The sequence below is a fragment of the Paenibacillus sp. EB106-05-06-XG162 genome, assembly GCF_058791655.1.
Map to the genome: position 1 here is coordinate 100,531 of NZ_JBYTDT010000013.1, position 15,100 is coordinate 115,630.

Consider the following 15,100-nt stretch of genomic DNA (forward strand, 5'->3'; position numbering starts at 1 on the left):
CATCCGCGATGGGGGGAAGCGCTGCGCAGATTTCTACTTATTCCCTCATTCCGGAGGGCCGGACATATTCATCTAGAAAGAAGGAACTGCCACATGTGACCATTAATACACATCGATTGTCGCTTCGAAGAGTAAATCATAATATAAACAATATCTGTCAAATTTACTTAATTTACATTTAATAACATATAACTGGTATTTTGTCTTCTATGAACCGTTTTCCTGTCCTCTGTGAACCCTATTTACGTCTTCTGTGAACCGTGTATTTGTCCTCTCTAAACCGCAAAAATAAATATTATATTCTTGAAAATAATGTTAATTACAATAAATGTAAAATTGTCCTCTGTAAACCGCATATCTGTCCTCTGCAAACCGTATTAATGTCCTCTGTAAACTGTACTTAATAACTTTTTTAACAAACTTACATTTTTTAGTATCATTGTCCTCTGTAAACTGTAATATTGTCCTCTGTAAACCGCCGTTTCGTCCTTTCTAAACCGTGTCCTCTATTTTTGAGATATTCCTTCGAAATTAGGAAGCCTTGCCAATACTCTTAAGTTGGTATATCTTGTCGATAGTCGGATAAATGGGAGGAGGGAGTGTCGAAAATGTTATCTTTGTTACTAAAAAATAGAAAAGCGTTACGTTCAGAAAAGACAACTGCATTAAAAATAACAGCTGGAACGCTTATCCATTTTTTTGACATGGACTCAGCATTCCGACAATCTAACTTCACCTCTATCAGAGAAAATGGCCGGGTATTCAATCCTTATCACATTACTTCATCTGATTTTCAATTATTATTCTCTATCTTCCGTGTATGTGATGAAAATGGGATTATTGATATGAAATCAAAACGTAATTTATACGAAGTCATTCTCGATGACCAGGAAAAGCCGATTTCTGACAGCCAATTCTATACGTCTCTACATAAATTTATTCAAAACGGAATATTGTCTGAAAAAATCAATAATGGAGTCTATGAACTTCAAATTAATGGTTTTTATCAAAACAAAAATACGATTGACCGTATCATCATGATTCCGCCTTTTGTGTTCACCAAAAAATTTAATTTTTTACCTTTACCAATGAAAAAATTGATTCTAACAGTTTATTTTCAAATCGGTTCTAACACCAGTGGGGTTTTTGAAAGAAATTATCATGGATCAGGTCGTAAAATTAGGGAGAACATCTATTCCTCGTTAGACGCGCTGTTACACCGCACTCAAACGAGCCATATTAGCAAGATTCTCGCTAACCTACAAGAATTAACATTTGAAGGTATTTCATTGTTCCGATCAGTGAAAATAGACCAGGGGCGAAACGGATCTAAAGCTGTTATTCAGATTCACCCGGATTGGATCCACACCTATAAAACTGACCAAGTTAATAGCAAACAGGTTTTGCCGTTTTCATTATTTTATAAGCGTCGAGCGGATCGTATCCAAAAATGGATTCTTCAATATGAATTAGATGCTGATATCGAGGTCAATTCATTGTTTATTAATTCCTTAATCCAGCATTCGCGTAAATATCCTCTTGCATTGGTTAAATATGCTCTAGAACAATTAAAAAAAGTGTTGAACAAGGGAATTAGCATTACAAACTCTACCCAATATATCGTTGGTGTTATTGAGAATAAAATAGCTGAAGGTATCAAAAAAATTGCAAATCAAACAGGGTCGCTATACTTTATTTCGAATCCATTAATAAATTCAAATTATGATCAACTTGAACGTCTACGTTCTTTCGGGATAAAGATTGAAACAAATGGAGTTTCACGTAGCAAGTTAAAGGAAAAACTAACTTTACTTCCAACGCTACTTAGTAACTACCTATTACCCATAAATCAAAAACATTATACCAGTATTCAGCTCGATCCGAGATTTAAGGATAGTCTGCAGGACTTATATCCATACATAAAACCATTGGCAGACAGGGCATATTCTATAGGTGCCGATCCCATTGAATTCGAACTACTAGTAGAAGATATAATTAATAGCTATACGAATAATCCGGATCGATTACATAACATAATAAGGTTAGCTCAAGATGAATTACATCTGCTACCAAAGCTCAACAAAATTCCGTCAATAAGTAATCAGATGGATCTATTCGATTTCTTATTCGCATAAGGCCTATTCGTTCCAATATGGATGGGCTATTTGTGTTGTTCTTTTTTCTCCTAACATACTTAAAAGAGAAGTAAAAAAACCATCGCATAAAAAGTAGATGGTTTTTCATTACGTGATTGTAGAATAAATCAAGTATAATTAATACGGAGATTAATCTTTTAGATTATACTTGATTAAGTATAATTGCTACAAAAAAGTACTGAGGAAAATCTCAAATTTGCGAGATTATACTTGAATAAATATAAACATATTCTTTAAAATACCTTTAATATCAAGCACTTCAATCGATATTTTGATGCTATAATCTTTTGTTATTTAATCATATGATCTTTAAGCTATTATTACTACTCATTATATTCACATCATTTTAGAAATATGATAAGATTAAACCAAATCATTAATTGTGTTCATTTATATGAACTTTATGTCAAGTATTAGCCCTATTGGGTAGTAGTTAATTCAATCTATTTTATAGATTGTACTGACTCTTCCACTAGGGCTTTTTTTGTTTTGATGGAAGATATTTGAGGAATCCAGGCTTGTAGACACATCTTATCAAGGAGAATTCTACCTTGGATGGGTGTGTCTTTATTTATAAGCAAAAAAATTAGGAGGATTATAATATGACTATTGCTCAACGATTAAATAACCCCTTTCCTTATGAGGCTTACAGAGCTAATTACCAAGGGTATGCTAGTGTAAGTCCGCAGTATACAATTGACCGACTAAATGAAGTTCTTGGGTGTGAGGGTTGGAAATTCCAAGTAATTGACAAAAACGTAGATATGAAGTTATTTGCAGTTGCAATATTAGGAGAAATTGCAATCCGTGATGAGCAGAGTGAATGGATCGCTAGAAACCAATTTGGTGATGCAGCAATGGTAATAGAGAAGGGAAAAACAGAACCAAGCACTCAAGCTGTATTAGATGCAAATAAGAAGGCTACATCTGATGCATTAAAAAAATGTGCTTCATTATTAGGAGTAGCGAGCGATGTCTATAACAACTTCATAAGGGTAATCTCTGTGAGGAATCAAAATGAGTTATACAAAAAGATCATTCATAAATCTAACTTAGATCCGAACCTTCATAACCATGGTGTATGTATCTTACCAGATAGTTACCACAATTTTTATGAAGAACGCGGTTGGAAAGGAATATTCGAAAGTGATGTACTTCAATTGTTAGATATGAATTATTTGAGTAGAAATAATGCTAATTTGAATGATTCTCAAAATTCAGAATCTAAAGAAAGACAACGAGTCAGTAATAATTCTGAAGCCCCGATTTTTGTCTTAGAAGATGTCGAAGCACTAAGTGGTAAACATGATCAACCATACTATCGTATGATATTCTCGTACAATGGTGTTAAAACAGAAGTTATGGCAGTAGGTGAGATGCTTGATGCAATCGATCAACTGAATCTTAAAATCGGTGCCAAAGTGTCACTTTCACTAGAATCTAGAGAAGCTAAGGGAGCAACTCTTCTTAGGAACATAAGACTTGTAGGGTGAGTTATTTTAAAAAAAGTTCGTTTGTCTGAGAATTTATGGTACAATAAAATTCCCATAATAAATCTCATTATCAAAGGATGATGAGAGATGTCGATGGTCGAACATTTTTTCGGTAATCGAGATATAGTGATGCGCCAATATAAAGAAGACGGAGTTTATTTTATTATTGAGTTTGAAGAAAACGAAGTAATTCGCAGCTCTCGTTGGGATGGTCTACCGGAGGGATTTCCTTTAGACTTAGCGCATGAATTGTTGAATAAAGGTCGAGCCAGGTTTGCTAAATTATCGAAAGGCACCTGCTAAATGAAAGGTATTTTTGATAATAGTAACGTAAATAAAAAAAGACAAGTGCTGAACAACAGCGCTTGTCTTTTTTTATTTACGATATTATAAGTATTAACTAATTCCACTTATAAGAGGGCAGCTGAGCGCATCCACAAAAGCGCGCTAATCATGCTCGTTAGTCGTCTCGTGACAATCGCCAACTGGGCAACGGTGCAAGGTCTCCGAAGTCTGGGGATCGTGGCGCAGGAGGCCCTAGGTTAACCAGCAAGGGTAAAGTGGGCCAGTCAGAGGGGGATCGTCGCCAAAACATGCTGAGAGCGCTATACCAAACATCCCGCAGCAAGTATCCTGTGAGAGCATTGCAACTGGGCCACAGTCACCGAAACGTTCTTATAGATCAGCTGCGCAGGGAAGCCGCAGCTCCCGCGCTCCTGACTGTTCTTCCGGGATCAGCGTGTTAGGTGCGATCGGCACGTTAGCGTCGGCGGTGGCCAGATGCGCGTGGAAACTGCGGCTCCCGCGCTACTGGTTGTCTTTTCGGAAGCGCCGGTTCGGCGCGATCGGCACGCTTGCGTCGGCGGCGACAGCTGCGCGGCGAAGCAGCAGCTCCCACGCTTCTGGTTGTTCTTTCGGAAGTGTCGGTTCGGCGCGATCGGCATGCTAGCGTCGGCGGTGGCCAGCTGAGCGTGGAAGCTGCGGCTCCCGCGCTTCTGGTTGTCTTTTCGGAAGCGCTGGTTCGGCGCGATCGGCACGCTAGCGTCGACGGCGCCAGCTGCGCGGCGAAGCAGCAGCTCTCACGCTTCTGGTTGTTCTTTCGGAAGTGCCGGTTCGGCGCGATCGGCACGCTAGCATCTGCAGTGGTCAGCTGCGCGGTGAAGCAGTAGCTCTCACGCTTCTGGTTATTCTTTCGGAAGCGCCGGTTCGGTGCGATCGGCACGCTAGCGTCTGCGGTGGCCGGTTGTGCGGGGAAACAGCTCCCGCGCTCCTGGTTGTCCTTCCGGAGACGCCGTGTTTGGCGCGATTGACACGCTGTTTGGGAAAGTTTTTGCTAAATAAGCTCCTCCGACTTCCTGTATTTTGGAAGCGAAAGAGCATTATTTACTACTACTGTAGATCTTAAGGAAGGTGCAAGAGGGCGTGGCGGAAACTATCTGTTTAGATCATTCATTGAAGTTCTGAGTCACTCCATACACTTAAAGGACCGTTATAACTTGGTATTGTTATTTTCATACGTTCTTCGATTTCTTTATATGTATTGAAGCGGTAAAGCGCAAACTGTGTGTCTTTATCCATATTAGCTATATGAACAGCCCGATCGTAAGGTAGGCCAGACACAATCCACGCCATTGCCATTCTTCTCGCGCGTTCATCAGATATGGTATCAATTACTTTTTTGAAATCATTTACATTCATCAAACCTTTAAACTCTTCAAATGTATGTTCACGATAACGAACAATTAATTGTCTATCCAATTTATTATAGTGAATTGGATTAGGATTCTTTCTTTGTTGCAATTGAAAGAAGCTATCATCAACTTTTGATAATCTTTTAATAGCTGTATAGGCAAAACCTAGAATAAGAATAATGAAAAAAGAAATATAAAATACTCCATATGTAATTAACCTTGAATCATGATATTCCCAACGGTAGCTAATGATGCCTAAAGACATTAACCAATCGTGGAAATATGGAGCAAAGAAAAACAGAGGTAAGAACATAACTCCCATGAAACATATTTGAATTCCAAATAGCAGGAATAATCGAGGGGTATGCCATATTAATTCATAAAGTAAAAAGACGAATATGGCAATGTAGAGTAAATACCACTCTGATCCATTTTTTATGGTAAATAAGTTGAATATTGAATCTAGCATATGAAGTCACCTCACTGAAGGATATATATTCATTATAGTTAATTATTTACTAATATTCAATATTTTTCTATTATCTTTTTGGTAACCTATTCTTTTAGTCTTATATTGAAATATAATGGAATGTTCGATATACTTAATACGAAAATTAAATTAAACTCAAGCGAAAGACGCAGAAAACCAATATGGTTTTCTTGCGTCTTTTTTTTGTTTGAGTTAGGGAGGAAAGAAATTAATGGTAGTTCAAATCAAAAGGTTAATCTCGGTATTTTTTGTCTTTACCCTTCTTTTAGGGGGGACCATGTTCTTTGACACCTCTGAAACGGGTACTATGGTAGCTTATGCTAAAACAGGGACAGGAGACAGCTTCAAAGATAGCGTTAAACTAGATGGCAATGGATCTGGTAGCATCAGTGATGTCACTGATCTTGTTAAAGACTGGATTACAAACATTCGAGTTATTGGTGCTTTGATTGCAGTTTTTGGTATTGTACTTGGTGCAATCCTTCTGGGTGTATCTCTTGGAAATCCTTCCCGTCGTGCAATGGGAATAGCTTCAATGGCATGTGCATGTATTGCTATTGTAGCTATTGCGAAAGCACCTATGCTGGCTAATTATTTTGTAGGTCAATAATAACAAACACCCCCTACAAAACATAGTAGGGGGTGTTTGCTAAGGGGGAATATCAATGAGAACATTAATGCCTTTTGATACTGAAAAAGAAAGGAGACCCGTAAAGGTCTGGGATTGGACAATATCTTGGCGTCAAGCAGCATATTGTTGCGTTTCGATATTGGTGTTTTTACAGGTTTGTCAATGGATATATTCAGACGATTTTTCTTTTGCTGTGAATGTTGTTCTTTGGTTTTTGTGCACACCACTACTCATTCCTGGAATTGCTTTTTCATTTATTAAAAACAGTCATACCGGACATTATATGGATCGACATTTAAGGTATTACCTAAAGCATAAAAAACAATCCGGGGTTTGGAGGAAATAGAATGTGGGACATAATTATGTACGTTTCCTTGGGGGTTATTGGTTTTATTATGTATCGGGCAATATCAAATAAACCTATCATCCCTGGAATTGGTAATAAGAAGAAAATTAAGACAAATGAAAGAGAACGAGTAAATAAGACTGCTGAAATTACAGGTCCATATCAGGGACAACTTGGAATTAAACAAATGCATACCAATCTTATTGAATTAGAAACTGATGATCAAGGTGTCAGAACCTTTGTTGGTGCAATAAAATGTGAGCCCATCAATTATGCTCTTCGTGCGTTGCAAGAACAAGAAGAAACAGACAAGGCTTATGAACGCATGCTCGCTAGCATATCTCTTGGGCCAGGACGTGAGGTTCGAATAGCAACTAATATTACATCAAGACCCATTGAATTGATTGATCAGATAAGACCTTATCAAGACACATTTCCTGAATTGGATCATATTGCTCAACACTATGCTCAGACATTATTTTTTCCATTTATGGAAGATTGGCAGAAGTCGGTCGAGGAATTCGATTATGATCGCTACATTCTCATAATGATAGATTATTCTCCGCGAATGGTTGCTGACTTTGATGAAGAGACGCTTATTGTAAAAGTTAAAAACGAATTTACTCGTTTGTCATCCAACGTTATGTCTAATTATTCTTTTATGGGTGGATTAGCTGAAGTTTGTTTGAAACCACAGATAATTGAAGCACTATATTTTGCCACTCATAAGAAAAACGGAAATTTGAAAGAAATTAGGAATATTCTCGAAGCTGAACATGCACTTTCACCGTTTGTTATGAGTGATTATAGCAAGAATTCATACCGTCATATGGAGGAAGAAGGAGAGACAGATGATAAGTTGGATTAAGAATAAAAGGAAGAAAAAAGTCGAGAAAACAAATAAAAACAATAAAAAAAAGGTAGAACATTCAGCCGATGTTCACAGCGTTGATTCACGAAGTTACTTTGATTTAATTGCATTGAATGGACATGAAATCCCTTTAAATCGTAGGGACATTGGATACCAATCAGAAGGTGCCATTAGCGAGTACCCTTTTAGAACGTTCATTTTAGAATTTGGAAACACTACTCTTACGACTGGGCAGTTAGATACTCTTTATCGAGCTGGAGCTGTGAATGTAACATTTTATATTACAAAGCTTACTAAAAGCCAATCGGTTAAGGCATATAAAAATGCAGCAACCGATGAGGGAGCAAGGCTTCAGAGTATGGCTAAATCCGGAAATGATATTGAGGCTAATGAAGCAGCTAAATCCATTAATGCAGCAAATCGACTTTTAGATGAGATTTCAGATGGATTTAACGATGGATTCTTAGGAACTTGTGTGGCGACAATATATGCACCTGATGAACGAACATTGGACCATATTGGAATGATTCTTCAAGATGATCTGATCGGAAATGATCATAACTTACGAGTATTATACAATCGACAGCGTGCGGGTTGGTTGTCTACTTTACCGATTGGGAATAATCGTTTGACTGAGCGGGGAGATAGACGTTTTTTTGATCGAACTGCATTAGTAGCAGCATGTCCTTTTTATTCATCCCGAATTCCATTCACAGGTGGAGTTCCAGTTGGGGTGAATAAACATACGTACACTATGGAGTTCTTGAATGTATTTGCACCGTATTTAGATAACTACTCTTCACTAATAGTAGGGGCATCGGGAAGCGGAAAATCGTTTTCTAATAAGTTTATTACAAGCTCACAAGTATTGCTTGGTTATCGTGTATTTTCAATCGACCCGGATGGAGAGAACGGACCTATTTGTCGGTTAATGGGCGGACGCGAAATTGAAGTAAGAGAGGGTGGAGAAATTTGTATTAATCCTTTGGCAATTTCAGAAGAAGAAATCGAAATTACTCAACCAAATGGTAGAAAAGTCACGAGAGTTATCGTTCCACTTGGTTCGAAAATCGGTCAGCTTTTAAAGTTCTATGGAAAATTAATTGGGAATATGACATCCGAGGAAAAACAAGTTATCAAAAAGGCCTTAAACGATACGTTTATGCTCTTTAATATTACAAAGGATCCTGAATCTCTATATGAAAATGAAAAATATGCAGTTCGCGGAGAAAATGGAAGTATTGAGTACAAGCGTGTAAGGAAGCGCGAGATTACTTTGTCGGATGTCTATATTCAAATTTTGAAAAACAGCACTACTGGATATAATCATGAAACCTATGAATATGAGACACTTACGGATCCATACGCAGGAAGGGTGTTACAGGTATTACGTGGATTTTTGCGCGATTACCCTGATGGGAAATTAATCGACGGCCAAACTAATTTCGGCGATGGAAAACCTGTTGATAATATGCTAGATAATGTTCGATGGATTAACTTTAATATTAAACCAATTGAAGGCTCAGATATTTACGATACCGTGATGCATGTTTTGACTACTCTAGGATGGGAATATTTTATTAAGCGTCCATCTCTTCGAAAATTCCGTAAAAGATTGAAAATAGAGGAAGCCTGGAGGATGAAACGTGTACCAGGTGCAATGGAATTTGTCGAAGATTTAGCAAGACGATCCAGGAAATATAACGGTGGAGCCGATATCATTACTCAAGATTTATCTCCCTTCTTAGATGACCCTAATGGTATTGCGCTGATAAAAAATGCAACAACCGCCTTATTTTTAAGGATTGGTCAAATTTCATACGATGAGAAAATGCAGCTAAAATCTATATTTAATTTATCCGAGGGTGAGTTAGATATCATTTGTCGAAGAGCTCCGGAGAGTGAAAAAGACCAATCAAAAGGTGAGGGGGTACTTAGGGTTGGTGGCAGCTCCGCTTATGTAAAGGTTACTGTTTCTGATGAAATGAGAAAATTCATTGATACAGACCCTGAATATTTGATTCAAAATGGTCTTATGCCTGAAATTGAAGAAGCTCATCCTGCTTTTGTAGAGGAGGTAGTATAAAATTATGCGCAGATTGTTAGGAATAATGGCTTTTATACTTATGTTCCTAGTGATGTCCCCTTATGAACAAGTCTTAGCTGCTGACATTAATTCTAAGACAAATAGTGTCCAAATGGCTCAGACTAACCAACCGAGTAATGAAAAGCAACCGGATAAACAAGAAGATAAACCGAAAAATTCATCGCCATGGTACGAAAAGGTCCTTGTTTGGCCATTTGAAATATTAATTAATACACTCGGTGGTATTCATGAACCAGGGGATCATGTTTTTTACAATTCATGTTCCTCAGATGAAAAATGCGATAAATCTGTCTACGGACTTTATTCACAAACTCAATTCAGTTCAGTTATTAAACGAGGCTATGTCCTTTTTTCATTAATAGTAATGGCCCTTATTGTTACAGCAGTAGTGAAATCAGGTGTTTTCTTTTCATTTAGTCGGATTTCTTCAACGATGAAGGTTGATCTAGTAGACTTGACAGTAAAATGCTTTATCGCATCCATTTTGCTTTTGAACTTTTTTACTGTCGTCGGAAGCGTCTTTAAAGTTAACGACTATTTTGTAAATTTAACATATTTAGATTTAAAGTCGCCGGTTAATCTAAGTGATTATAGCCCTAATGTTGGTACTTCAAGACCTGGTGTAGACGGGCGTATTGAGCTTGAGAAGTTTGCAGATGATCAAAGCGGATTTGGCCAAGTTATCGTTGGTTTAGCTACGAAAGGTATATCTATTTGGTGGGAAGTATTTTATTTACAACGATTTGTAATGATCACGATATTACTGATTTTAGCACCATTATGGATATCTATGTTGTTCTATCCCACACTGCAAGGGATAACGACCACTGCCATGGTTGAACTATGGTCACAAATCATTGCTCAAGCTATCCATGCGGTGCTGTTTTGGATATTTTTCTCGTTATTTGATCAAAACCAAATGACCTGGTTCCAAGTGCTTGTTCTAATGTCACTATTTATTCCGATATCTGAATCCATACGTTTTATTTTCGGTGCTACAAGTAACTCTGGGGGAAAGCTCGCAATGGCTGGCACGCTAGCTGGAGCAGGCGCAATGTTGAATATGGGGCGCATGATTCAAACTGCACGTAACGGTGCTCCAGATATGAGTAACTATCAACAACAAAATAATCATTCAAAGCAATATGGAGGCGGTGTTTCTACTGCTAGTGGGTCTACATCAGCGACTAGCAAGCTTGCAGGAGTTATCAAAGCAGGCCAACGTATTGGAGGAAATGTTGGAAGTAATGCGATGCGTTTTGGTGGTTCATTGGTCGGTATGGGGTTTGGAGGAGCAGCTGGATCTGTTCTTGGAGGAGAAGCTGCTGCTAGAGTCGGACAAGCGGCGGGTTCACGTGCGGGAGCACTTGCAGCAGGTGCCGGAGTAGGAGCGAAAAATTGGGTACAAAATACAAGAGAACATATGAATCCTTCTCAAGCGAAGGAAGGAGCAGATATTGACCTTACAAATAGTGGACAATCAGTAAACGCACAACAAGGAGTTTCATTTCCAAAAGCTGCAGTACGTGGATTGAAAGGTGGAGTCGCTTCTTCTTTTGACCCTGCTATCAGAAAAGCTAATACAGAAAGTACGTACGGTGCAATTGGTGCAGTTATTGGAGGTACCAGAGGTTTTGAGATGGGTGAAAAATTTGCCAATTATCTAAACAAAGGAAGACCACTCAGTACATCTGATTTTAATCATGGCGAACAAGTATATACGGTTGAAGATAAAAATGGCAGTTTTCTTGCAAAGAAAGGACCTGATGGTGGCTATCAACGCATGGGTAACATAGGTCGTGGTAACCCAACACTAGAAACTGGTCAAACTGTTGTTAGAGCTTTTAATGTGGGCAAAGAAAATGGTCAACCATTTGCTTTTCGACCAGTAATGCAAGGAATGGGACCTCAGTCTACTCCTCCTAATTCAAGTTCGACTCCAATAATGCAAGAGCATGGTTCGAGTCAATCTGTTATCTCTGCTCCAATGTCATCACCGGTTATGCAAGCAGGGGGAGGATACTCAGTTCCTATGCCGGCAATGAGTTATACATCTGAAGGAAAAGCAGTGGAGTATCATGGAAAAACTATAGATCCTTATCAGTTTATTGACAAAGGTCGTCAAGCCAATCATGTAGATATTCGACGTAGAAGCATGTATAACCCGAGTGTTAAGAATATGCCATCTACTCCTATTAATACAAGAATACAAAAGTAGTGGTAGGAGAGTCCTTTGCGGCTCTCTTTTATGATTGTTTGGTGGAGGGTATGCAATGAGTGGGTTTTCACAAGGAGATTTAAGCAGCGTATTAAAAGGTGCAGGGGCAAAACTAGGAAAAGCAGTAAAGAAGCAATCCAAAAAGTTGGTCAAGAGAGCACTATTAAAAGTAGGAAAGATATTGTTATTAATATTTAAAAAGCTCATGATTAAGTTGTTACTAGTAATTGGTTCGTTTATAGGTACAACTGGTATAATTAGTTTTTTTGCTATTATTTTAGTTGGAGGCGCTCTTATTATGTTAAGTGCTACGTTTGGTTTCCTATCAGACGATAGCCCAGTCACAGCTCAAGAATTACAGGAACGCTATACAGCAGCCGTAGTTGAAACTGCAAAAGAAGAATTGTATCGTCCTTTAAATATTGTAATTCAAGCAATTGATAATGTAAGAATTACAATTAATGAACTAGAATTTGATGAGGTAGAACCTAAAAAAATAGCTAAAATGTTAGTGCCAGATATTACTTATAAAGTTTTTGAAGATACTACTATAACTACTACAACAACTACAAAAATAGTTTCTAAGAATGGTGGTGCACAGTCGGAGACAAGTTCTGATACCCGTACTGAAACAAATCGAAAAGAAGTAGTTACTTGGGCCCATACCTGGAACAAAATTTATGAGTATAATTATCATCTTGTGACTTCAACAGAATCATACAGTGCAGGTGGAGGGGATGGATCTTCTACTTCGATTACAATAGAAAAAAGAGAATGGGTTTCTGATCCACCTAAAATAACACTTGATTTTACAAAATTTGATGATTGTATGGAGTTTTTTGACTTTTCAGAGGGGGATCGAGATCTGGTAGCGAATATTATTGCCTCAGACGAGAAAGGTTTGATAGAAATCCAGGGATATATTGATAGCGGACCACTAGGTGATGACACAATAGAAGAATCACCATGGGCACCTTCAACAGATGGAGAATTTATTTGGCCAACTAGTGTAACTCGTATTACATCTCGTTATGGTTACAGAATTGATCCTATAACTAAAAATAGAACAAAGTTGCATAAAGGAATTGATATTTCGGATGCAAAATGTAAAACGAGTGGTTGTTCTATTTTTGCGGTAGGCGATGGTAAAGTCTTGAAATCTTCCAATACAAATAATGGTTATGGGAACGAAGTACAAATAATACATTCAAATGGTTTGATTTCTCAATATGCACATATGAGTACAGGAAGTTTAAAATTTAAGAAAGGTGATTTAGTTAAACAAGGCCAAGTTATAGGGACTATGGGGACAACTGGGAACTCTACCGGAATACATTTGCATTTTGAAGTAAGAAGTGGATCAAAAGTATTTGACCCTCTGCTGTATCTGAAGGGGGCAAGATAAAATATGAAAAAAATATTATTTTACATTAGTGTTGCATGGATATTAATTATAATGGGAATCATATTAATTCCGAGGATGTATGATACAAAAGACGTAAAAATCTCTTCATCAATTCAAACTGATGAAGAAGGTCCTCTCGTAGGGGAATTATCTCGGCCAGAAACTATTAGAGAAGTAATTACAAATTTTATAGAGGCTATAAATAATAATGATTTAGAATTTGCAAGTTATTTTATCGAACCAAATTACATGTTAGATATTATTGATAGTGGGGGTGGTTCACCAGAGGAATCCATACAAAATTTTGTTCGATTATTTGAGCCAACAAAGTTAAAGTCTTTTGACCTAAAGTTACCTCAACAAATGAGAAATCGTTTTGATTGTACTATTAATATATATTTAATAGAAGGTTCAAATAAAAAATATAAGTTCACTATTGTTGAGGGATATGATGAGCATTCTGTTTCAAAACAATACTATATTGAAGATATAAATTTAATTGCTTGAAGGTAAATAGTTTTCTTTGTTACAATTTAAGGAAAATAGTTATAAAGTAGGATTTACATTTAACTTTTCGAATAATATTGTTAGATTTTTTGGGAAAGGAGGCTTGAAAACAGAGGATGAAGAGGACTTATACGAAGAGAGAACTTGCGGAAGCAATGCAAGTATTCGAGTCGGATGTTGACTCATGGATTAAAAATTTGTATATAAATCCTTCTAAGTCGGAAAATGATGACATAGTTTTTCAACTCAATGAAGTAACTCGATTTAAAGAATGGTACAGAGATAAGGTTCCTTTAAGAGAAGCTGCACATATGCTAAATGTTTCAATATCCCATTTAAACAATGAAGCCAGGACAGGGAATATAAATAGTGAATTAGTAGACTATGGGAAACAGAAGCGACGCATGTTTCGTATTGATGAATTAAACCACTATAAGAAGAATGCTCAAAGGATAAAGCGGAAAAAAGAACAAGGAAAATCAGTTGAAGTTTATGCAAATGGGTTAATTCTATTTGATGAGATCTGTACGGATTATGGAAATGCGTTTGTGATTCAAGTCGAGCCAGTTGAACTCTGGATTAATGGAGAACATCATATCCCTGAAAAATTGGTCATAAAAGAGAATGTGAAACGTCCTAAAGAAGTTAAATATAACAAAGATCCTGGAGTAATTTTGTTTAAATGTTGTTCATTAGATGAAAATTTTTTGTTCTTTATGAAGTCAATTAATACCTTGATACGAGAGCTTGGAGTTAATAATGTCAAAGTGTATAAATTTAATACTGTTTATAAAGTTAGGGCGAGAAGTGGTCTTGTAAAAGGAACAAAAACCGATTTCGAAATATTGAGATTGTTTCTAATCTCAGGGGATGTTGTATTTAACGGTAAAATAGTTCTTCGTACAAAGTATCAAAAAATGAATGTTAATCTTTCTTCAAAATGCATAGATCTTATTCTAGAATTTGCAAAAAAAAATCAGATCGATAGCTTTGATGAAGCTATTAATCAAGCAATAGAAGAGTATATAAATTAGTTATGAAATAATGAAATCTCCTCTTAAAGAAGGGGATTTTTTTATATTTAGAAGTATAGTAATAAATTGAAAAGATGGTCAGGTGGTCCCATTTCAGAGTTACGAAAAAGACCCCTCTTCAGCACATTTTCAAGATTATTATATGATTTTT

The 15,100-nt window shown here is 37.0% G+C and carries 12 protein-coding genes; 11 read left to right on the plus strand and 1 reads right to left on the minus strand.

Translation table 11 applies throughout. The features are described from left to right. The first annotated feature begins 608 nt into the window (after positions 1 to 608). From AC3WU2_RS23010 to AC3WU2_RS23020, 3 genes are all read left to right on the plus strand, one after another. Positions 609 to 2,135, plus strand: a complete 1,527-nt coding sequence (locus tag AC3WU2_RS23010) for a hypothetical protein (RefSeq protein WP_492457332.1) — start codon at positions 609 to 611, stop codon at positions 2,133 to 2,135. A gap of 623 nt (positions 2,136 to 2,758) precedes the next feature. Further along, entirely contained in the window at positions 2,759 to 3,649 is an 891-nt protein-coding gene (locus AC3WU2_RS23015; protein WP_492457333.1) for a Rad52/Rad22 family DNA repair protein, read from the plus strand. 87 nt (positions 3,650 to 3,736) lie between these two features. Beyond that, positions 3,737 to 3,952: a hypothetical protein gene (locus AC3WU2_RS23020; RefSeq protein ID WP_492457334.1), complete on the plus strand. Its 216-nt coding sequence runs from the start codon at positions 3,737 to 3,739 to the stop codon at positions 3,950 to 3,952. 1,146 nt (positions 3,953 to 5,098) lie between these two features. Here the strand turns inward: AC3WU2_RS23020 and AC3WU2_RS23025 are convergent. After that, on the minus strand, positions 5,099 to 5,809 hold the full coding sequence (locus AC3WU2_RS23025; RefSeq protein ID WP_492457335.1) for a hypothetical protein: 711 nt from the start codon (positions 5,807 to 5,809) through the stop codon (positions 5,099 to 5,101). A 232-nt stretch (positions 5,810 to 6,041) separates the two neighbouring features. Here AC3WU2_RS23025 and AC3WU2_RS23030 point away from each other — a divergent pair, with 232 nt between their 5' ends. The 8 genes from AC3WU2_RS23030 (at position 6,042) to AC3WU2_RS23065 (ending at position 14,949) form a co-directional block, all read left to right on the plus strand. Further along, complete coding sequence (locus tag AC3WU2_RS23030) at positions 6,042 to 6,440, plus strand: hypothetical protein (RefSeq protein ID WP_492457336.1); 399 nt, start codon at positions 6,042 to 6,044, stop codon at positions 6,438 to 6,440. Positions 6,441 to 6,495: 55 nt separating this feature from the next. Beyond that, positions 6,496 to 6,807, plus strand: coding sequence for a hypothetical protein (locus tag AC3WU2_RS23035; protein WP_492457337.1), 312 nt, complete (start codon positions 6,496 to 6,498; stop codon positions 6,805 to 6,807). A gap of 1 nt (position 6,808) precedes the next feature. Continuing rightward, a complete protein-coding gene (locus AC3WU2_RS23040) occupies positions 6,809 to 7,675 on the plus strand; it encodes a hypothetical protein (RefSeq protein WP_492457338.1) in 867 nt (288 codons plus the stop codon). Next, positions 7,659 to 9,764 carry a VirB4 family type IV secretion system protein gene (locus tag AC3WU2_RS23045; protein WP_492457339.1) on the plus strand — a complete coding sequence of 702 codons (2,106 nt, stop codon included), beginning with the start codon at positions 7,659 to 7,661 and terminating at the stop codon, positions 9,762 to 9,764. The genes AC3WU2_RS23040 and AC3WU2_RS23045 overlap by 17 nt, the downstream gene beginning before the upstream one ends. Before the next feature lie 4 nt (positions 9,765 to 9,768). After that, a complete protein-coding gene (locus AC3WU2_RS23050; protein WP_492457340.1) occupies positions 9,769 to 12,003 on the plus strand; it encodes a hypothetical protein in 2,235 nt (744 codons plus the stop codon). A 55-nt stretch (positions 12,004 to 12,058) separates the two neighbouring features. Beyond that, positions 12,059 to 13,408, plus strand: coding sequence for a M23 family metallopeptidase (locus tag AC3WU2_RS23055; protein ID WP_492457341.1), 1,350 nt, complete (start codon positions 12,059 to 12,061; stop codon positions 13,406 to 13,408). Positions 13,409 to 13,411: 3 nt separating this feature from the next. Next, entirely contained in the window at positions 13,412 to 13,915 is a 504-nt protein-coding gene (locus AC3WU2_RS23060) for a hypothetical protein (protein ID WP_492457342.1), read from the plus strand. Positions 13,916 to 14,031: 116 nt separating this feature from the next. Then, the gene (locus AC3WU2_RS23065; protein ID WP_492457343.1) at positions 14,032 to 14,949 is read left to right on the plus strand and encodes a hypothetical protein; all 918 of its coding nucleotides are present in this window, start codon (positions 14,032 to 14,034) and stop codon (positions 14,947 to 14,949) included. Positions 14,950 to 15,100: the final 151 nt, after the last annotated feature.

Coding starts and splice junctions, on each gene's coding strand:
- AC3WU2_RS23010 (WP_492457332.1), top strand. CDS start 609: ATGTTATCTTTGTTACTAAAAAATAGAAAAGCGTTACGTTCAGAAAAG.
- AC3WU2_RS23015 (WP_492457333.1), top strand. CDS start 2,759: ATGACTATTGCTCAACGATTAAATAACCCCTTTCCTTATGAGGCTTAC.
- AC3WU2_RS23020 (WP_492457334.1), top strand. CDS start 3,737: ATGTCGATGGTCGAACATTTTTTCGGTAATCGAGATATAGTGATGCGC.
- AC3WU2_RS23025 (WP_492457335.1), bottom strand. CDS start 5,809: ATGCTAGATTCAATATTCAACTTATTTACCATAAAAAATGGATCAGAG.
- AC3WU2_RS23030 (WP_492457336.1), top strand. CDS start 6,042: ATGGTAGTTCAAATCAAAAGGTTAATCTCGGTATTTTTTGTCTTTACC.
- AC3WU2_RS23035 (WP_492457337.1), top strand. CDS start 6,496: ATGAGAACATTAATGCCTTTTGATACTGAAAAAGAAAGGAGACCCGTA.
- AC3WU2_RS23040 (WP_492457338.1), top strand. CDS start 6,809: ATGTGGGACATAATTATGTACGTTTCCTTGGGGGTTATTGGTTTTATT.
- AC3WU2_RS23045 (WP_492457339.1), top strand. CDS start 7,659: ATGATAAGTTGGATTAAGAATAAAAGGAAGAAAAAAGTCGAGAAAACA.
- AC3WU2_RS23050 (WP_492457340.1), top strand. CDS start 9,769: ATGCGCAGATTGTTAGGAATAATGGCTTTTATACTTATGTTCCTAGTG.
- AC3WU2_RS23055 (WP_492457341.1), top strand. CDS start 12,059: ATGAGTGGGTTTTCACAAGGAGATTTAAGCAGCGTATTAAAAGGTGCA.
- AC3WU2_RS23060 (WP_492457342.1), top strand. CDS start 13,412: ATGAAAAAAATATTATTTTACATTAGTGTTGCATGGATATTAATTATA.
- AC3WU2_RS23065 (WP_492457343.1), top strand. CDS start 14,032: ATGAAGAGGACTTATACGAAGAGAGAACTTGCGGAAGCAATGCAAGTA.